The following is a 19,795-nucleotide window of genomic DNA, read 5'->3' on the forward strand; positions in this document are numbered from 1 at the left end:
TCATAAAATATGTGATTATTTTTTTGTTATCCCTTTTTTTACCTTAAAATGAAAGATATAATATGCTGGAAAATGTAGGTTTTAATTATTGATTTCTTCTAATTTAGTAATCTGACCATCATAGCTCATATTATTTCTATTAGAGCCAGTAATAGATACAAAAGCACTGCTATTAGCATATACTTTTACAATAACATCAAACCATTCTGATTTGTTTCTAGATCTAAATTTTACAGTTATCTTTCTTTTTTTATCATTAAAATCCACTTTATAATTTTCTATACTACTATCAAACTCAATTCCAGCAGAAGTTCTTCCATAATTTGTGAGCGAGTGTAATACCCCAAAATAAGGAAAAAACCCTGCCGCATTGTTATTATCAACTCTTAGATAATTTGGATTTCCTATTAAACTAAATCTAGTACCACCTGAAGGGTTTGCCCATATAGCTTCAAAAGAATAGGTCCCTGATTCAATTAAAGTTTTAGCTGCACTATAGTCAATATTAGCTTTTTCTTCTTTTTGCTGTTTTCTTTCAGCTCTGGTTTGAGATTGCATTGTACCTATTCCTCCCAAACATATCATTATAATTAATACAATTTTATTCATCTCTTCGTATATTAAATTTATCATTTTTCTTTCTAATGCTAACATGATATAATCGCAATTAACTAGATAAAATTTCTATACTTAAAGATAATAAATATAATACTGACTTACAGTATTTTAACTTAAATTGAATTATAAGGATTACTTGCTTATAACCGTTACATCAAATTCTATATCATCGGATATGGCGTTATCTCCTAAGTTTTCGAAAAAAAAGGTTCCTGATGCATAGATTATTTTCCATCGGGTTCTATTTATAGTAAACTTGGTTTTAAAATTAAGTTTATCTTCAGTATATGTTACTTGAGCTTTAAATTCTATAGGTTGTGTTATCTCTTTAATTGTCAAATTTGCTCCAATGGAAACATTACTAGCATCATTATATTGTACATTTGATATTTCTAGTTTTGCTATTGGATACTTTTCTGTTTCAAAAAAATCTTTGTCTTTTAAATGTTCTACTAACGATTCACTATAACCACCATCTACATTTGCAATAGTGTTCATATCGATAATAAATTCCCCTCCAATTATTCTGTTTTTATCCATATAAAATCCTCCTTTTTGAAACTGTACAGTGCCGTGATGTCCACTTATTTTTAGTTTATTAAATCCTTTCCAATTGACAATACTATTTTCGGTATCCAATTCTAATTTTTTCTGAGCACCTATAGGAGTAGGTTTTTTCTTTAAAATATCTATTAATTCTATTTCATAAACTAAGGTAGAATCAGGATGTGGAAAATCTATAGTCCCCATTCTCTTGCTTAGCTTAGGTGGTACTATCAATTTTCTTATTTCTCCTTTTTTCATGCCTTGTATACCTTCATCTACTCCTTTGATAACTTGGTTACCGCCAATCAAAATTTTTAATGGATTGTTGCTATTTCTAGAAGAATACACCAGAGCATTGTTGGTATACCTTGTAGTTTCATGTATAAGTACTTCCTGCCCTTTATGAGCAACGGGATCCATACCTTGCTTAAGTATTTTGTACTTGAGACCGGATTCTGTAGTGATAAAATCGTTTTTTTCATTTGAACATCCTAACAAGGAAAAACATACTGTTAAAGCGATAAATAATGTAACTTTCATCTATTTTGTTATTTTTTTTTGATTTAATAAATGTAAATACCTGTTGTAAGACTGCGTTAAATCAATTGTAAAAAAGTGTATCTCAATTGTAAAATTTCCGTTATTTGTAAATAAGTAAACTTTTAGATGATAAACAGAATTAAAATAGTACTAAGCGTTCTTATCATAATGATAAGTTTTCTGGTAATTCATGGTTTTTCTCCAAAGAAAGATTCTTATTATAAAGAAAAAATAAAAGTTGCTTTAAGAGCCGTTGGAAACAAATTGTTATTAGAAAATAATGATACTACTTCTCGTATCATGCCAATAAGGGAGATTTCTGACAATCAATTTAAATTATCTTTTCAGAAAAAATTAGGCATAAGTCCTGAAGTATTGGTAACCGCTATTAATGCTGAGCTTAAAAAAATAAAAATATCTGAAGACTATCTTACAGAAGTTATAGATTGTGAATTCTGGGAAGTAGCATACAGTTATCAGGTATTAGATGATATAGAAAAAAACACAATTTCTTGTTTGGACAGAAAACTTCCGGTTAGCTGTTATATGGTTCAAATTGTTTTTTTAAATAATAATAGTACTTCTATGTATAGTTCTTTTAATATGCTATATATGTTACCTATTGTTGTATTACTTATTATATTCATTTCAGGAACTCGATTATTAGGAAAAAAGAAAGTAGAAGTTGTTTTAGATTCACAATCAAAGGATATTGTTTTAGGAAACTTCCTTTTTGATAAAAATCAACAGAAATTAAAAATAGATACAACTGAGATTATATTGACAGCTAAAGAATGTGAACTTCTGTCAATTTTTAGTCAGTATCCGAATCAAATTATCAAAAGAGAGCAATTGATAAAGGAGGTTTGGGAAGATCATGGTGTTTTTGTTGGTAGAAGTCTCGACATGTTTATTTCTAAACTTAGAAAAAAACTTAATAATGATGCTAATGTAAACATTGTTAATATTCACGGTGTTGGTTATAAACTAGAAGTTGTTGAAAACTAAAACTTTATCATAAATTAATTTTAATCGAATAGCCACCTAATCAAGAACATCTTCAATTAAATACCTAGAAACCATTTTTTCATTCATCGACTTACCACCACTAAGTTTCCAGGTAGCATAACCATTCACACAAACTCCTATAATAACAAGAAAGATCATTCCTTGTGTATCGGATTTTTCTGGACTGATGTTTATATGAATGATTATGTCCCATTGTTCTATTGTTTAATGTTCTTTATTTCCGAAAGGTTTGATAATAATACCAGCGCTAAAGATAAAACCATCGGTAGGCGCATAAATTTCCGGAAATGTAGGATCGTTATGTGGAGGCAATACCAATGGTGAAAATCTACTTTGTCTTCGATCTGTAAAATTCTCAAAGTTTACAAATAATGTTCCCCATCCAAAATTTCTCATTGCCAATAATCCCATAGTAATAAAATCAGTAGTTTCTGTTCCATTGGAAAGTAATTGTTTTCCTGTATAATAAGTTTCATAACCGATCCTCCATTTTTCGTTTTCATACATAATTACACTACCTGCATTATGTTTGGCAGTTAAAGGTTTCTGTGGATTACCGCTTAGATAATTTAAACGGGTATCGATAAATGCATAATTTAGAAACCATCTGAAATCTTTGTAAGTAAATTTAATATTTGTCTCTGCTCCCTTACTTAGAATATTACCTTCCGCATTTTCAAATTCGAAAAAAGAAGTGTTTGTAGTATTCAATAATAATCCATTTTTAATTGCGGTTGTATAAAACAACTGATTTATAGAAAAACCGATTTCATCAGTCAATCTAATCTGATAATTAAAATCCAAGTTAACTCCATACGAACGTTCTGCTTTTAAAGCATCTTTATCTATTGGCAGTACGTTGTTAAAATTAATAAACTCTGCTTCTTCTGTAAAAATGTCTGGTAGTTTATATCCTAATCCTCCTCCTATTCTACTTGAGAAATTCTTGTTTGTTTTATATAATAAAGAAAGTTTAGGTAACGGAAAAAATCCCCAATCATTCGCATAATCAGTTCTAAATCCAGTTTCTAAAATCCAATTTTCAGACAGATCATAAATATTGTTTATAAATATTCCAGTAGTTACATCATTCTGATCTCGTTCTAAAGTATTCGAATCTTCATCAAAATCAGCTGTATATAAATTTGCCCCAATTATCCAATCTGATCTTGATCCTTGTGTCTGAAATGTTATCTCTGAAAAGGAATTAAGTTGATTTCCTTTAAAATTTAAATTAGGTACGGTTAGATCACGATCAAAGTAAGAAAAACTATTTTTAATATTTAATGAACTTGAAGCATTTATCTCATTAGTATATACAGCTTGCGTACTAATTCGTTTAGAAATATTTTCTTCAGTATATTGATGGATTCCATTTTCTCCATCTTCAATTTTTCTGATGTCTCCTCCTATCCTATCATCATAAGTACCATTAATCCCAAACCATACTGTAGTTTTTTCTGATGGATAATAGAATACTTTTGGATTAATCGATATCGATGTTGTTAATGGTAGATTACTAAAACCATCGTCTTCTGGATCATATGCTTTTTGGTAATGACCAGAACCATATAAGGTGAAACCAAATTTATTTTTCCGTTTACTATAGAACACGTTCCCTGTAGTTCCCAAAGCATGTGTTTGAGTAAGCATTATATCTAGCGCTGGTTCTTCTTCGGGTGTTTTGGAGATCATATTGACTAAGCCTGCAATAGCTCCACCACCATAAAGCGTAGAAGAACTTCCTTTAATAATTTCAAACTGTTTTAGATCTAAAGGTGGGATCTGTAGAATACTTAAACCACTAGAAAATCCACTGTATAAAGGAAAACCATCCCGTAATAATTGTGTATATCGTCCATCAAGCCCTTGAATTCTAATATTAGAATTTCCACTACTTAAGGATGTTTGTTGCATCTGTATACCAGTACTTTCTCTTAACACCATAGAAATATTGGTAGCATTCATTGCCGTTTTTTCTCCTAATTCTTCGGCTCCTATAAATTCTATTCTTGTGGGAATTCGTTTTATGGTTCGTGTGCTACGAGTGGATTGTAATACAACCGCTTCTAACGCTTCTCCATCTTCTTTTAGGTATAGCACCAACATTTCTGATTGCGGGATTTCAATTTGTTGTGTGATTGACTCAAATCCCATAAACGAAACTTTCAATTGATATGTGCCTTCTGGGATGTTATCGATTGTAGCGATACCATCTAGATCTGTAATAGCACCTTTTTCTATATCTACCAGATATATTGTTGCGCCCACAAGAGGCTCACTATCAGTTTTATTAAGAATTTTTAGTTGCAAAGAGTTAGTTTGCGCATTGACATTCAAGCACAGTGATATAAAGAGCAAAACGCTCCATATTATTTTTTTCATTCTAAATATTATTTATTGTAATTAACTAAAATTAATACAAGGCTTTTATTGTAAAAGCCAACTATAACTTAGCTAATCCATTGAGGAGGCTGCCATATAGCAGGAAAATAATAAAAAGCATATTCTGATTGATACACCACATCCGCTTTAGAAATAATTATGGTTTTAGAATCAATACTAATTTGTTGAAATGATTCATAGGTAATTGTTACACCACAACAAGCACAAATACAAATAGATGGACAAGAATCATCTTTATCTTTAGAGTGATCATGAGTATCATCCAAGGACACTTCATTTTGATGTTCTTCATTAAAAGCATCAGAACAAGGCGTTAGTGTCGAGCAGAGTATAAAAATGGATAATATGAATGCAAATAATTTCATTTCGTTTACAAAGATAACCCAAATGTAGTGCAATCGAGTTGCAAAGTTTTATAAATTACAATTCGCGCAGATTCCTTTTAAAACAAGGTTCGCTTCTTTCATTATAAATTTGTTAGGTAAATCAATTGAGGGAATATTACGCGAAGTGAGGCAAAAAGTCTCTTTACAATGAATACAGTGAAAGTGATAATGTTGATCTTTTGGAGAACACGTACAACCTTCTAAACAAAGTGCATATTTTGTTATACCTGTTCCATCATCGATACTATGCACAAGTCCATTTTCATTAAAAGTTTTTAATGTTCTAAATAATGTACTCTTATCTGCTGTTTCTAATGATTTTTCTAACTCAGGTAACGTTAGTGCATTAGATTGCTTCATAAAACATTGCAATACCAAAAGTCGCATAGCGGTAGGTTTTACATTATTCTTTTCTAACTTTTGTTGTAGATTGTACATATTCAAAAATAATAAATTCTAGCATTGCTTATTTCTTCTTTCCAACCAAAACCCATATTCGTTTATCTTCTTCATTTTTCCATCTACCAAAGTCCTTAATTTCTGTTTTTATAGAAAATCCTGCTTCTATCAATTCATCTTTTACATAATGCATTGCCAAAGTATGTGCATCAACTTGTTTTGCTCTAGATTCGTTCTTCATATGTGATTTAAACTTTTCTATTAAAACAATAGAACCATTCATCTTAAGTGATTTTTTGACGTGGTACAATATTTTCTTATAATCTTCCATTTCATGATATGTATCCAAGATTACCACTATATCTAATGAATTATCAGGTAGTTTTGGGTTATCATAATCACCCAGAATAGTTTTTATGTTTTTGAGTTTTCTTTTTTTTATATGATCATTCAGTTTATCTAATCTATCTTCTCTAACATCAACCGCATATACTTTTCCTAATTTACCTACCGTATTTGACATATGGATAGATAAATAACCTTCGTGACAACCTATATCTGCAACGATATTTCCTGGATTAATCTCTGCAATCTTAAAAATCTCGGATACCTTCATCCAAGTATCTCTGTCTTCCCAATCATTTTCTGTATACTGTCCATAACTAGTTCCAATACCTATAAAAATTAAAATGATTAGAAACTTATTATATAATACCATATCATTGATTTTATTAATAGATTTCTGATAATGTAATAGTTAGCAATTGAAAAATACTGTTTAATTATAGTACTTATACTTCTTTTATGAAAAGTTTGTGTTTTTCTTTAAAATGCATAAAAAATACTGAATATCAATTAATTTTATGATCTGTAAAACAATGTTAATTATTTAATTAATTGTAACATAGTAGATCTTTATTCTTCTAATCAATAAATTCATAACTCTTTATATGAAGAAAGAACTGTTTTCTATTCTAAAAGTATATGTTTCTACTTGGTTCATTACGCTTTTGGTTTTTATCATAATTGGATATAGATCGGATCTTTCTATTTTAGAATCCATAAAATTTTTTGGAGAAGCTTTGACAAGGCTTAATTTTGTTGTTGCACTCCATATTTTCTTTTTAACTATTTACATTATATACTTGATCTTCAGGTATTTTATTAGGATATACAAAAAGAAAGGTGTTAAGACAATGATCAAGCAATTTTCTTTCAGGTTGTTAATTCCTGTCTTGGTTTTATATGGCACTATCCAACTTATTGTGATTAACAATAGCTCAGAAAACCTTCAATATACCTGGGATAATACTGTAGAGAATATAAGCGGTTGTTCTAATGATTTATATCGAATAGATGGCAAACATCGAGGTATGAGTGTATTTGGGTGGAACAATAGCAATAATGAAAAGGGCATTGATGATTTGGTTAGAACAAATGTTGAATGGGTAGCTGTAATTCCTTTCTTTTATCAGGAAAACGAAAAAACTTTGGAAATGGGAACACCAAAAACCGTTGGACAGTGGTCAAAAAGAGATTCCTTGTTTATAAAGACAATCAGACAGCTTAAAGATAAAAACATTCATGTGATGCTGAAACCACATCTTTGGTTAGGTTCTGGTTGGCGTTCTAATATTACACAAACGAGCTCTTCTGATTGGGATACTTGGTTTGAATCTTATAGAAGCAATATGCTGCATTATGCAAAATTGGCTGCAATGACCAACGTTGAATTACTCTGCATCGGTACAGAATTAAAAAGTTCGCTAAAATCCCAACCAGCACAATGGCGAACACTTCTAAAAGAGATTAAAACTGTATACAAAGGAAAACTAACCTATGCGGCAAACTGGGACGGTGAATATGAGCTTATTGATTTTTGGGATGAATTGGATTATATTGGTATCCAGGCGTATTTTCCTTTGACATTGAACTCTAATCCCAATTTGGATACTATAAAAAATGGTTGGGATACTCATATGAATATGTTATCTGAATTGTCTAAAAAGCACCAAAAACCCGTTTTATTTACAGAAATAGGCTATAAAAGTGAATCATCTGCAACGATTAAGCCTTGGGAATGGGGTTCGTTCTTTAGTATATTGACTAAACAAAAATCAGATAGAACTCAACAACTGGCATATCAAGCATTATATCAACAGCTATGGCATAAAGATTGGTTTGCTGGAACGTATATTTGGCAATGGAATACCAGATCCGAAAAAGAAAATGCACCGACCAATCTTGATTTTTCTCCCAGATACAAACCAGCAGAAAATGTAATAACAAAATGGTATGGGAACTATAGCCTAAAATAGACGTTATTCATAGTAGGATTTATTAAGATTCAAACTCATTTATAAAACTAGTTTCTCACTATTTCTTTAATACCTCTTCTCTTATTGTGTTTTATTGAATATAGGTTAGTTAATTAAAAAATGCAACCAAATAGTTGCGTAATTAAAATTGCTTTATTAAATTGCAACCAATAAGTTGCATATCTAATATTTAAATACTCATATTATGAAAGATTCAATCTCTAAAGAACACATTTTTAAGCACTCAATAGATTCTATCTGGAATGCCATTTCCAAAGAAGAAGAAATATCTAATTGGTTTATAAAAGCTGATTTCAAAGCAGAAGAAGGTTATAATTATACCTTTACTGCAAGTGAAGAACAAAACTGTACTCAGATAACTGGTATTGTAAAAAAAGCCAATCCTTATACTTTAATATATACTTGGATTGTGGCTAATACCGATGTAGAAACTACAGTAAAATGGCAATTAGAAAAAATTGAAGGAGGTACTAAACTTTATTTAGAACATTCAGGTATCTCTAAATACTCAGGAGATACTGCCCTAAACATGTTTAACAATTTTAATGGCGGATGGGATAATTGTATAACAAAACTTTCAGAATATTTAACACAAGAAATTCATGCAAGATAAAATTTCTAAAACATTAAAAGCCATTGCCGATCCGACCAGACGTGAAATATTCCATGCCTTAGTCATTGCTGCTACTGCTCTACCCATTACTCAGATATCGGGTCAATTTGAAATGAGTCGTCAAGGAGTTACAAAACATCTAAAAACTCTGGAGGATGCTGGTTTAATTCATATTCAATCTAGTGGAAGAGAACGTTTTTGTATAGCTGATACTACACCTCTACATGAGATTAATCAATGGTTGAAATTCTATGAACAATTCTGGAATAATGCTCTTGGAAATTTAGGGTCTTATCTTGATGAAAAATCTTGAATATCTAATATATTCTTTTTAGAAAAACCCCTTCTACATTTAGAATATTATTCTAAACATACTTTGTCATAAAGTCTAAGTGCTAAAAATTGCTGAATCTTGGATTAATGACACCAAAGTGCGACATTAATATATCATCAATCTTCAACTCCTTCTCATAAAATCTTGGGAAGGAGTTTTTATATAATCCATAATACTTTGTACATTGCTTTAACAAACTACCTATTTGAACGAAAAAGAATTTATAAAATCATTACAGGAAGGCCAACAAAAAGCATTTAGTGAGCTATTAAAAGATTATGAGCAAAAAGTTTTTGGTACTTGCATTTCGTTTGTCCCAAATAAAGAGGATGCCGAAGATCTTACACAAGAAGTTTTTGTTGAGATTTATAATTCAATCGGGAAGTTTAATGGGAAATCAAAATTATCTACTTGGATATATAGAATTTCGGTAAATAAGAGTTTAGAGTTTATTCGAAAAAAAAATACTAAAAAACGATTCGCAATTTTGCAAAGCCTTTTCACAAATGAAAGTCCTATAGATAACACTTTAAGATATACAGAATTTAATCATCCAGGTATTCTAATGGAAAATAAAGAAAAAGCAGAAATACTTTTTAACGCTATTAATAAATTACCTAAAGATCAAAGAATCGTATTCACACTGAGTAAAATAGATGGGCAATCATACAAGGAAATATGTGAAATAACCAATAGAAGTTTATCTTCGGTTGAATCACTGTTATTCAGATCTAAAAAGAATTTACAAAAACTATTGTACGACTTTTATAAAAATCAAAAATGACAGCAAGTTTTTAAAATCAATTGCATCTAAATATATAAGAAACTTAATATTTAAACGTGAAATCAAAAAATACAATACAGGACCAAGTAACTAAAACCATAGAAATTACGAATACGATTTCTAATGTACAACCATCACCCTTTCTAAAAGAGAAGGTAATGAATCGCTTGTTTAAAGAAAAAGAAGAAGCTCCTCTTTTGGGCTGGTTTACACCCAAATATCAATTCGCAGCGTTGATTTGTATCGTTATGCTGAATGTATACGCTTTGGTTGCATACAATACATCTATTTATGAGCAACGTGTTTCTAGTTTTGCTCAAAATTATGAACTCTCAACAAATGATTCTCTCTTTAATTAATTAAATAATAATCCATATCTCGTGAAAAAAAATATAGCATTATATATATTATTGGTATTTCTAATTATTGTAAACGGTGTTTTTCTTTTTATGATTTTAAAGAAACCAGAAAAGAGAAAACAATCTCCAGGAGACTTTATGGCGCAAGAGCTTAGGTTTGATGAAAAACAGATGAAAAGCTTCCAGAAGCTAAACTACAATCACGAAAAAGAAATGAGAACTATTCATCACGATATTAGACAATTAAAAGATGGGCTATTTAATCTTTTAGATATCCAAAATGTAAATACTAAGACTATAGATTCTATAACAGATCTTATCGGTGAAAAAATTAAAGAAAAAGATGTAATTACATTTTATCATTTTAAAGACATCTTAGCTATTTGTAACGAAAAACAAAAAACAAAATTTGATAAAATAGTAAAACGAGCCTTACATAAAGGTCCAAAAGGTCCTAGAAGAAAACATCCACCTAGACCACAATAAAAATAATTTCTTAAAAATTATTTTACTTTTTTTAATTAAGGCGCAAGTTTTTATTTAAAAAAGTATCTAAACATATAACCAAAAAATGCTACTTATGAAAAAAATCAAAAAAATTTCCTTATTACTTAGCTTAAGTGCTATAGTTTTTATTGCCTGTTCTGGTGATGATAATGGTGACTCCTCTGGTACATCAGATCCCGTATCAACGGATTACGACATCACTTCTATTTTGACAAAGTTTAATGGTACTGGGCTATCATATGAAGTTAATGGTAATACTGTTACATTCACTTCTGAAGGTGTGCCAAATCATACAAGTCCTTATTGGCCAACTAATAATCCATTGCATGAAGCTTATAACGGAACTAATACAAATTTTCAACTGAATCCAAATACTATTTCTTCTCAAAATATTGTTTTTACGATTACTTTAAATCCAGCTGAAGCATCAAATCATGCGGCAACAGGATTAGGACCTATAGGAATTTCAAGAAATGGAGTAGCATTTTATAATCAATATGCTGGCCCAGATCAGCCTTTAACAAATGAGATTGATTCTTTTGATCAATGGTTAGGTCATCCACAAATGTCTGGTCAATATCACTATCATATAGAACCCACGTATTTAACTACTCAGTTTGGTGACGATGCTTTTTTAGGACTGTTATCAGATGGTTTTCCTGTATATGGTCCAATGGAAAACGGATCAGAAATATCTAACAGTGATCTTGATGAATATCACGGCCATACTGGTGTAACAGCAGATTTCCCTAACGGAATTTATCATTACCATATTACAGCCGAAGATCCATACCTTAACGGAAATGGGTATTTTGGGACACCAGGAAATATCTCAAATTAATTGAAACTAAAAATATTTCATATTGCCTTTGTTTTATATTTTATTCTTAGCGCTTGCCATGACAATAACAAAGGGTTAAGAATAGAGAATACGGATCCAGAATTAATGTTACAAAATGGAGTTTTATATTATAAAGAAACTCCTTTTTCTGGATTCGTGGTCTCGTACTTCGTAAATAAAAAAATACAATCAGAAATTGAATATGTAAAAGGCAGAAAACATGGATATGAAAAACAATGGTATCAAAATGATTCCTTATCCTTAACAAGGTTGTACACTAAAGGCTTTAAAACAGGCATACATAAAGCTTGGTGGGAAAATGGAAACAAAAAGTTTGAATATCATTTTGATAACAAGGGCCAATATCACGGTAATGTGAAAGAATGGTATACTACAGGGCAAGTTTATAGAGATTTTAATTATAAAAATGGGAAAGAATCTGGCTCTCAACGTCTATGGAAAAAGAACGGAAATATTAAAGCTAATTATGAAGTAATCAATGGAGAACGTTTTGGTTTAATAGGTTTAAAAAAATGTTATCGCATACAAGACAAAAGTAATAGTATTAACTAAAAACAGTTAAACCTTATAATCTATAGATTTAAAGCTATTTGATCATTATTTTAATTAACCTCAGAATAAGAATATACAAAGATCAATGACAAAATATTATATCATTTTATTAACATTATGTTTGTTTTCTTGTACAAACAATAAGAAATCAAAAGTTGACCCAGACGGTAATACGGAAACAGTTTCTAGACTCCCCTATTTTAATTCTACAGATTTTACTCCAGATTGGAAAAAAGGAACACACAAAATCCCCAATTTTAAATTTCTAAATCAAAATGGAGATACCATTACCAATCAAACTTTTTATGGTAAAATATATGTGTCTGATTTCTTTTTTACCACATGTCCTGGGATTTGCCCTAAATTGACAAAAAACATGTATTTCTTACAGGAACATTATAAAAACAATGATTCAATAATGTTCTTATCCCATACAGTAATGCCTTGGATGGATACTGTAGATAGATTAAAAGAATATGCGGTACAAAATAATATTGATGATACCTCATGGAATTTAGTTACTGGAGATAAGGATGCTTTATATACCATTGCAAGAAAAGGATATTTTGCAGATGAAGATTTTATCAAAACACAAGATGAAAACAACTTCATTCATACTGAAAATTTTATTTTAATTGACAGTAAAGGGTACATTAGAGGAGTCTATAATGGTACCATAGAAATAGATATGAAACGATTAATTAGACATATAAAAATTCTGCAAAAAGAAGTCTAATGCGTTCTATTTTATATCTATAGAATCATATATTTGTACTTTATTCCATAATGGAGAAGATTCTTTAATGAACAAAAGATGTGCTTCTTCCTTCTGATATAAGTCTTGCTCTTCTTTTGAAGAAAAAGTTACTATTATAGCATAAGTATATGAATTGTCAACTACTGCCCTATCTGTTCCTGCAGGAGTTCCCACAAAATTCGTTTTAGCGTATTTTGATGTTTTTAGAAACTTGTCTAGTGATTTTTCGAAAAGCTCTCTGTCTTCCTGACTATTAGGATTCTTAAGCCATATATATACTGTATGTACAAAGTTTTTATCAAATTGATTAGTGTTCTTTTGACAAGAAACTGAAACACAAATTATTACTGTTGCTACTAATAGACTCAGTTTTCTTTTAAAGGTATTTTTAAAATTCATTTCTAATATCCTAATTGGTTAATTCCTAAAATTACAAAAACCATATATTTTTCACATAAAATCAATAAGTATATTAAAAATGGTATAGTTAACCCGAGTTTCCAAAAAAGAAGGAGCATATAAGTTCATTACTTTTGATTGTCTAACTTCAAAAAAGAACTCAAAATGCTCCAGGACAAAGTTATATCAATTTATTGTGTAATAGATGATTTGTTAAAAGAAATGAACCATAAAGAACATAGCAACCGTAGATTTTCAGATAGTCAAGTGCTCACTACTGCTATCGTTTCTGCTCTTTATTTTCAGGGGAATCAGACCTTAGCTTTATTCTATATGAAGAGTCATTTTTTCAAAAACACTATTAATAAAAGTGGCTTTACAAAACGCCTGCACAAGCTCAAAGAGTTATTGTTATTTCTGTTTTTAAGCATTGGAAGACTTTTTAAATACCTGCGTTGTGAGATGGAATATGTCATTGATTCATTTCCTATTAAAGTTTGCCACAACATTCGTATTAGTAGATGTAAGCTATTAAAGGGAGAACAATACAGAGGCTATAATGCTTCTAAACGAGAATATTTCTATGGAGTAAAAATACAATTGATCACTACAACGGATGGAATTCCTGTAGAAATGTATCTGGTAGAAGGCAGAGAACACGATTCTCAAATTCTTCAACGAATGCATCACGATTTACCACCGGAGAGTATTCTATATGGGGATAGTGGGTATACAGATTATGAAATAGAAGACTTATTCAATGAAACAGAATTGGTAGACCTGCAAATTTGCAGAAAATCCAATTCCAAAAGAAAAGACAAACCTTACACAGCTTTCATTAAAGAGTCTATGAGGAAAATAATTGAAACATCAATAAGTCAGATAACCAGCTTGATGCCAAGGCATATCAACGCAGTAACAACTAATGGATTTATATTGAAACTCATCTTGTTTGTGATGGCTTTTCAAATCAAACACTTAATTTAAAATAGGAAACTCGGATTAGTTAGTTAATCATAGTAATTTGGGTATTAAACAGTTTCTATTTACCTTAGTTAATATCTAACCTTATTAACAATCAACAAATTATGAATACAACTAACAAAGCACCTATATGGTTTTGGGTGATAGGAATAATAGCTTTAATTTGGAATATTGTGGGAGTCCTTGCTTATATTGGACAAGCTTATATGACAGAAGAAGTTCTTAATGCAATGCCAGAAGCAGATCAAAATTTTTACAATAATCTCCCAGCATGGGTAACTGCAGTTTTTGCAATTGCCGTTTTTTCTGGAGTATTGGGTTGTATTGCGCTTCTTATAAAAAAGAAATTTGCACTACCCCTATTTATAATATCATTATTGACAGTATTAGCACAACAAGTGTATAATTTCTTTATTCAAGATTTTATAAACTTGACAGGAGAAAGATTATATATGCCCATTGTAATAGTAGTAATGGCTATATTTTTAGTTTGGTTTTCCAAGTTTTCTAAGAGTAAATCCTGGATTTCATAAAACGATTAAATAAACTATAAATAAACTATAAATAAACCTGAATCTTACCAATAAGATTCAGGTTTTATGTTTTTATAAAAACTGATGGCGTTATTCTTCCGCCTGTAAATCTTTTAGAATATTTTCAGCTTCATTTATATTATTACCATAACATTTACGTACCCATTTTGTAAAAAACACAAAGAACAGGATACCAATAGGAATAAAAATTATCAAAGCCCAAAGATTTTTTATTCCTGTAAACATATCCTTACCTCCCATAATTTTTGATGTAACTGGAAGAATTAAAAATATCAAGATAAAACTTAGATAATACGCTACTTTCTGAAGGGACTGAAACTGTTTCTTATTCTTTGTGTATTGTATTAAAGTATCCTTATAGCTATTATTAGAAAAATTAATCCCACTCATTTTATTAATTGATCTTAAAGATAATATCGGTAAGGTGATTAGAATACTAGCAGAAGCTAATCCAAATAAAATGTTATACCAGGTCTCTAATTTATCAATGTTTATAAAGATTAATAGTGCAACGCTAAAGCAAATTATACTTCCGAATATTTCTGGGTAAGCAATTTTATTCCATTTTTTTCTATACTGTTCCTGTGTCATCATAATTATCATTTTATCCGTTAACTTTTTTTGTTTTTCTAATTGGCCACTTATTTCAGACCATACCGATTGCATTTCTTCTAATTCCATAGCCCTTATTTTTTTATTATTTGAGTTTTCAATTTTTGTTTAATTCTTGATATCCTTGTACCTACATTTGATGGAGTTAGACCAGTAATTACTGCAATTTCTTCATATTTCTTCCCTTCTAGAAGTAATAGAATCAGTCCTTTTTCCAGATCGTTAAGCATTTTAATGTGTCTATAAAGAATTTTTAATTTCTCCTCAAACTCTGTATTATAGTGTTCGGTTTGTTTTAAAATAACCTGATCGATTCCAACTCTATTTCCGTTCCGTTTTTCTTTTTTTAACCTTGTAATAGCCGTATTTAATGCTACACGATACATCCAGGTACTAATTTTGGAGTCTCCTCTAAAAGAATCATAAGCTTTCCATAATTGATATACAATCTCTTGATATAGATCTTTCTGATCTTCAGATCCATCAGTATATATGGTTGTTATTTTAAAAATAACCGCCTCATTATCCTTAATAATCTGAGTAAACTCTTTCTCTTTACTCATATTGAGTTTGTTTTTTTATTATTAGTATACCCTAGTTCAAAAAAATCACAAAAAATTAAAAAAATATTCTTTAAATGAATCTAAACTACTGTAAATCATATTAAATTATCATAGTAAAGAAATGAAATTGGTATAATTAATACCGTATTGTAGTAACTATCATATGTAGAAATAATATAATAGGGAATTATTTACTTTATAGTAATAAAAAAAATGTAGTTACAAGAAAATTTAGCTGGGATAGTAAAATAACTAATCTTTAACTATGATCATGGTTGCTTTAACGCCAGTAGTAAGATTCCATTCATTAGCAGTAATCAAATTACCCAGATCATCATATAACTGAAACTCTGCAGTATTAGGCCCAGAAGTACCTTGGTTTAATGCCTGAATATCAATTTTATTAAAACCTTTTATTAGATCAATTCTCAATCCTTGGAAAGTAGCGTCTAAAAAAACATTAGATCTTATCACATCGTCATTTACATAGATTCTAACTAAATCTCCATCTACAGATTCATGATCTCTATATAAAAGATGTACATATGTCGAGGAACTCTTAAAATCACCTAGATATTGATCAGTTTTGTACTCCTCCTTTATTTCTTTATCTTTTTTAAACCATTTAGGGATTACTTTATGATTGGGCTGTAATAAACCATTATTACCAGTCATATCAAAAGGTTTCTGAGTTCGGTTAAAACGCAAAGAATCTTTTGGGTTATTATATAAAGAGAAGTTGTTTTTAGGCTTGTTCAACCCAGAAGAAAGACTGTATTTACTTGTCTTCAAATTACTATTATCATCAATTTTTAGTGATGATAAAGGTTTTTCTATTTGAGCATTCATAGAAATCACAAAAAACATTGATAATATAGATATAAATGCAGATTTCATAATCATTATTCCTTTATACTATAAGGTCGTTAAATATAACCAATCCCTTACTTTTTTTCGTTATATCTATGCAAAAACTCGACCAAAGTACGTTGTTACTAAAATAAAAACGATAAAAATTTGAACTTATGACAAAAAATACAGTTTTAAACTTGTAAGATAAATCCGATATCTCTTATTTTGTTTAAAAATTACATCTATGTTTTATTATATCATCGGAATTCTGCTTGTTGCAATAATTCTTTTTTTAAGTTACAGATGCTATATCTTACATTCTAAACTTAATAATAGAAAAAAAGAATTAAGTGTTTTACGAGATGAAACAGAGAAAAAAGCACAGATCAATCAAGAATTTATTTCTTCTCTAAGTCAAGAATTAAGAACTCCCTTATATGGAATCATGGGATTGACAAATATTCTTGCTGATGAATACCCAGAAATCGAAAATAGCAAAAACCTAAAATCTTTAAAGTTTTCAGGAGATTATTTGTTAACACTGATTAATAACATATTACAAGTTAATATTATTGAGTCTAAGGCAGTAATTCCGGATAAAAGATCATTTAACCTAAAAGAACTAACGGAAAACATTATACATTCGTTTAGCTATGCAACCGAAAATAGTGATAATACTTTAGACCTAGATTTTGACAATGAGATTCCAGAAACATTAAACGGTAATCCTTTAATTTTATCACAAATATTAATGAACCTTATTAGTAATGCGCTAAGGTTTACGAAAAATGGAAATATTGTGTTTTCTGTAAGTCTTATTAATAAAAAAGGTAATGTTAATAATATTTCTTTTAAGGTAACACATGACGGAAACGAAGTTTCTGAGGAAGACGAAAACTCTATATATCAAGAATTTATAGATATTGAAAAGGTTAAAAAATCATATCTAGGTACTGGACTTAACTCTTCGATAGTAAAACGACTTGCAAAATCATTGAATGGTGAAATTATATTTCAGAATAACGTACAAGCTGGATCCGAATATGCTTTTGTTTTAGATATTGAAACTATTAATCAGCCTAATAAAACATCAAATTCTTCTGAAGGTGATCAGAATAAACCAAAGGCCCTAATAGTAGACGATAATAAACTCAACTTATTAGTCGCTGATAAAATACTCTCCAAAGAAAATTTTGATTGTACAACTATAGATAATGGTTTTGATGCTATAGAATTAACAAAGGAGAACTCCTATGATATCATTCTTATGGATATCAATATGCCAAAACTTAATGGTATCGGAACTACAAAAAGGATTCGAGAATTTGATAATAAAACTCCAATTATAGCATTAACCGCTGTAGATGTTACTCAGTTAAATAAACAGATTATACAAGCGGGTTTAAATGACTATATATTAAAGCCTTATGATAAAAAGAATTTATTAGAAATGATATCCAGACATATTCATAATTAAGAGCGTCACAGCTGTTAGCTATATCTTGCAATAGAAGACGTATTAATTTTTACATACGGTGAAACAAAATTCACTTCCTTTATTAATCGTTGAATCTACTGTAATCGCTCCATCTAAATAGCTTACGATCTTTTTGACCGTAGCGAGACCAATTCCACTACCTTGGTTTCCATTTCTATCTTGTTTTCCTAAAGTAGTAAACAGCTCAAAAATTTTGCTTTTATCGTCTTCAGAAATGCCATCGCCATTATCTAATATTGAAAACTTATAATGTTTTTGATCCTCTTCAAAGGAAATCTTCACCAAAACATGATCCTTAGAATTGTATTTTACAGCATTGGTTACAAGATTAAGAAATACTTGTTGTAATGCCGCTTTGTTTACAAAAATGACTGTTTCATCTTTCGGATATTGATATTCAACATCAATTCCAATGCCTGATAATTCCCTAATTTGTTCAAAAAAATGAATTAAATCAACATCTTCCTTTTTGTTATTAAGTGCATTATCACTTTTATAGAATTTTAACAAACCATCTATATAATCTCTTAAGGACAAGGAAGATGATTTTAAATACTCTAGATATTGTAAAGATTCTTCATTTAAATTGTCTTTATTTTCCTCTTCAAGAAGCTCTGTTAACGAGATGATATTTGCAAGCGGAGATTTAAGATCATGAGATACAATACTTGCAAATTTTCTTAAATTATTGTTGCGTTCTTCTAAACGGGTCTGAAATCTTTTTAACTCGTTGTTTTTATACTTTTGTTCATATAAGCTCATCACCTGCTTAGATAACGTAAGCATGGCTCCTATCTGGTTTTTTGTTAGTTTTCTTGGTTTATGATCATATACACATAATGTACCTAATTTATATCCATCTCGATCTACCAATGGAACTCCTGCATAGAATATAGCTCCATAATCAGCAACCAATGGATTGTCATGAAACCGTTCATCTTTCCTAGAATCTTCGACGATCATAATCTCATCCTCGCAGTTAATTGCGTGTCCACAAAAAGAGATTTCCCTTGGGGATTCATTAAAAGGTACACCGTGATGAGATTTCAAGAAATTACGATCTTTATCTAAAAGTGTTATTAGGGATATCGGTGTATCACAGATATAGCTTATAAGTTTTGTTATATTATCAAAACTTTCTTCTGGCAAGGTATCAAGAAGCCCATATTTTTCTACAGCTCTCTGCCTTTCAATCTCATTATCCGGGAATTGTGGGGCAATCATAGTTGGATTTTTTAGTTTGTACAAAATTACAAAATCAACCGATCAAATCACCTTAAAATGCATTGTTAACAATTACTT

Annotated in this window: 25 protein-coding genes; 13 read left to right on the forward strand and 12 right to left on the reverse strand. The window is 29.9% G+C overall.

Annotated elements, in window-relative coordinates:
- Positions 1-81: 81 nt before the first annotated feature.
- Positions 82-609 (reverse strand): DUF4251 domain-containing protein, encoded by a 528-nt coding sequence (locus QBK95_RS07950; protein ID WP_280932375.1) that lies wholly within the window; start codon positions 607-609, stop codon positions 82-84.
- A gap of 141 nt (positions 610-750) precedes the next feature.
- Entirely contained in the window at positions 751-1,704 is a 954-nt protein-coding gene (locus QBK95_RS07955) for a YceI family protein (protein WP_280932377.1), read from the reverse strand.
- Between the two features lie 126 nt (positions 1,705-1,830).
- Between QBK95_RS07955 and QBK95_RS07960 the strand changes: the two genes are divergently transcribed.
- Positions 1,831-2,712: a winged helix-turn-helix domain-containing protein gene (locus QBK95_RS07960; protein ID WP_280932379.1), complete on the forward strand. Its 882-nt coding sequence runs from the start codon at positions 1,831-1,833 to the stop codon at positions 2,710-2,712.
- A 36-nt stretch (positions 2,713-2,748) separates the two neighbouring features.
- On the opposite strand, the gene QBK95_RS07965 is transcribed toward QBK95_RS07960, so the two are convergent.
- The 5 genes from QBK95_RS07965 to QBK95_RS07985 form a co-directional block, all read right to left on the reverse strand.
- The gene (locus tag QBK95_RS07965) at positions 2,749-2,871 is read right to left on the reverse strand and encodes a hypothetical protein (RefSeq protein WP_280932381.1); all 123 of its coding nucleotides are present in this window, start codon (positions 2,869-2,871) and stop codon (positions 2,749-2,751) included.
- Positions 2,872-2,937: 66 nt separating this feature from the next.
- Positions 2,938-5,118, reverse strand: coding sequence for a TonB-dependent receptor (locus tag QBK95_RS07970; RefSeq protein ID WP_280932383.1), 2,181 nt, complete (start codon positions 5,116-5,118; stop codon positions 2,938-2,940).
- 68 nt (positions 5,119-5,186) lie between these two features.
- The gene (locus QBK95_RS07975) at positions 5,187-5,504 is read right to left on the reverse strand and encodes a DUF6660 family protein (protein ID WP_280932385.1); all 318 of its coding nucleotides are present in this window, start codon (positions 5,502-5,504) and stop codon (positions 5,187-5,189) included.
- A 48-nt stretch (positions 5,505-5,552) separates the two neighbouring features.
- Positions 5,553-5,963 (reverse strand): Fur family transcriptional regulator, encoded by a 411-nt coding sequence (locus QBK95_RS07980; RefSeq protein ID WP_280932386.1) that lies wholly within the window; start codon positions 5,961-5,963, stop codon positions 5,553-5,555.
- Between the two features lie 28 nt (positions 5,964-5,991).
- Entirely contained in the window at positions 5,992-6,642 is a 651-nt protein-coding gene (locus tag QBK95_RS07985) for a class I SAM-dependent methyltransferase (RefSeq protein ID WP_280932388.1), read from the reverse strand.
- A 232-nt stretch (positions 6,643-6,874) separates the two neighbouring features.
- Here QBK95_RS07985 and QBK95_RS07990 point away from each other — a divergent pair, with 232 nt between their 5' ends.
- The 9 genes from QBK95_RS07990 (at position 6,875) to QBK95_RS08030 (ending at position 13,010) form a co-directional block, all read left to right on the forward strand.
- Positions 6,875-8,242 carry a glycoside hydrolase family 113 gene (locus tag QBK95_RS07990; RefSeq protein WP_280932390.1) on the forward strand — a complete coding sequence of 456 codons (1,368 nt, stop codon included), beginning with the start codon at positions 6,875-6,877 and terminating at the stop codon, positions 8,240-8,242.
- 205 nt (positions 8,243-8,447) lie between these two features.
- Positions 8,448-8,876 carry an SRPBCC family protein gene (locus QBK95_RS07995; RefSeq protein ID WP_280932392.1) on the forward strand — a complete coding sequence of 143 codons (429 nt, stop codon included), beginning with the start codon at positions 8,448-8,450 and terminating at the stop codon, positions 8,874-8,876.
- Positions 8,866-9,189, forward strand: a complete 324-nt coding sequence (locus QBK95_RS08000) for an ArsR/SmtB family transcription factor (RefSeq protein WP_280932394.1) — start codon at positions 8,866-8,868, stop codon at positions 9,187-9,189. Before QBK95_RS07995 ends, QBK95_RS08000 begins: the two co-directional genes overlap by 11 nt.
- Before the next feature lie 226 nt (positions 9,190-9,415).
- A complete protein-coding gene (locus tag QBK95_RS08005; protein ID WP_280932396.1) occupies positions 9,416-9,994 on the forward strand; it encodes an RNA polymerase sigma factor in 579 nt (192 codons plus the stop codon).
- 56 nt (positions 9,995-10,050) lie between these two features.
- A complete protein-coding gene (locus QBK95_RS08010; RefSeq protein WP_280932398.1) occupies positions 10,051-10,353 on the forward strand; it encodes a hypothetical protein in 303 nt (100 codons plus the stop codon).
- Positions 10,354-10,374: 21 nt separating this feature from the next.
- A complete protein-coding gene (locus QBK95_RS08015) occupies positions 10,375-10,839 on the forward strand; it encodes a Spy/CpxP family protein refolding chaperone (protein WP_280932401.1) in 465 nt (154 codons plus the stop codon).
- Between the two features lie 94 nt (positions 10,840-10,933).
- On the forward strand, positions 10,934-11,701 hold the full coding sequence (locus QBK95_RS08020) for a YHYH protein (protein ID WP_280932402.1): 768 nt from the start codon (positions 10,934-10,936) through the stop codon (positions 11,699-11,701).
- Positions 11,702-12,274 (forward strand): toxin-antitoxin system YwqK family antitoxin, encoded by a 573-nt coding sequence (locus QBK95_RS08025; RefSeq protein WP_280932404.1) that lies wholly within the window; start codon positions 11,702-11,704, stop codon positions 12,272-12,274. It abuts the gene before it with no gap.
- Positions 12,275-12,359: 85 nt separating this feature from the next.
- Positions 12,360-13,010, forward strand: coding sequence for an SCO family protein (locus tag QBK95_RS08030; protein WP_280932406.1), 651 nt, complete (start codon positions 12,360-12,362; stop codon positions 13,008-13,010).
- Between the two features lie 6 nt (positions 13,011-13,016).
- Here QBK95_RS08030 and QBK95_RS08035 read toward each other — a convergent pair whose 3' ends face one another.
- Positions 13,017-13,430, reverse strand: coding sequence for a Dabb family protein (locus tag QBK95_RS08035; RefSeq protein ID WP_280932408.1), 414 nt, complete (start codon positions 13,428-13,430; stop codon positions 13,017-13,019).
- A 165-nt stretch (positions 13,431-13,595) separates the two neighbouring features.
- Here QBK95_RS08035 and QBK95_RS08040 point away from each other — a divergent pair, with 165 nt between their 5' ends.
- Both QBK95_RS08040 and QBK95_RS08045 read left to right on the forward strand, forming a co-directional pair.
- Positions 13,596-14,417, forward strand: coding sequence for an IS982 family transposase (locus tag QBK95_RS08040; protein WP_280932410.1), 822 nt, complete (start codon positions 13,596-13,598; stop codon positions 14,415-14,417).
- A gap of 101 nt (positions 14,418-14,518) precedes the next feature.
- Entirely contained in the window at positions 14,519-14,947 is a 429-nt protein-coding gene (locus tag QBK95_RS08045) for a hypothetical protein (RefSeq protein ID WP_280932412.1), read from the forward strand.
- A 90-nt stretch (positions 14,948-15,037) separates the two neighbouring features.
- On the opposite strand, the gene QBK95_RS08050 is transcribed toward QBK95_RS08045, so the two are convergent.
- From QBK95_RS08050 to QBK95_RS08060, 3 genes are all read right to left on the reverse strand, one after another.
- Complete coding sequence (locus QBK95_RS08050) at positions 15,038-15,649, reverse strand: hypothetical protein (RefSeq protein WP_280932414.1); 612 nt, start codon at positions 15,647-15,649, stop codon at positions 15,038-15,040.
- A gap of 5 nt (positions 15,650-15,654) precedes the next feature.
- Positions 15,655-16,143 (reverse strand): RNA polymerase sigma factor, encoded by a 489-nt coding sequence (locus QBK95_RS08055; protein ID WP_280932416.1) that lies wholly within the window; start codon positions 16,141-16,143, stop codon positions 15,655-15,657.
- A 252-nt stretch (positions 16,144-16,395) separates the two neighbouring features.
- Positions 16,396-17,040, reverse strand: a complete 645-nt coding sequence (locus tag QBK95_RS08060; RefSeq protein ID WP_280932418.1) for a hypothetical protein — start codon at positions 17,038-17,040, stop codon at positions 16,396-16,398.
- A gap of 199 nt (positions 17,041-17,239) precedes the next feature.
- Between QBK95_RS08060 and QBK95_RS08065 the strand changes: the two genes are divergently transcribed.
- Positions 17,240-18,472 (forward strand): response regulator, encoded by a 1,233-nt coding sequence (locus tag QBK95_RS08065; RefSeq protein ID WP_280932421.1) that lies wholly within the window; start codon positions 17,240-17,242, stop codon positions 18,470-18,472.
- 42 nt (positions 18,473-18,514) lie between these two features.
- Here the strand turns inward: QBK95_RS08065 and QBK95_RS08070 are convergent, their stop codons facing one another.
- Positions 18,515-19,717: a sensor histidine kinase gene (locus QBK95_RS08070; protein ID WP_280932423.1), complete on the reverse strand. Its 1,203-nt coding sequence runs from the start codon at positions 19,715-19,717 to the stop codon at positions 18,515-18,517.
- Positions 19,718-19,795 lie beyond the last annotated feature (78 nt).

It is taken from the genome of Aquimarina mycalae (assembly GCF_029906345.1).
Classification (GTDB): domain Bacteria; phylum Bacteroidota; class Bacteroidia; order Flavobacteriales; family Flavobacteriaceae; genus Aquimarina.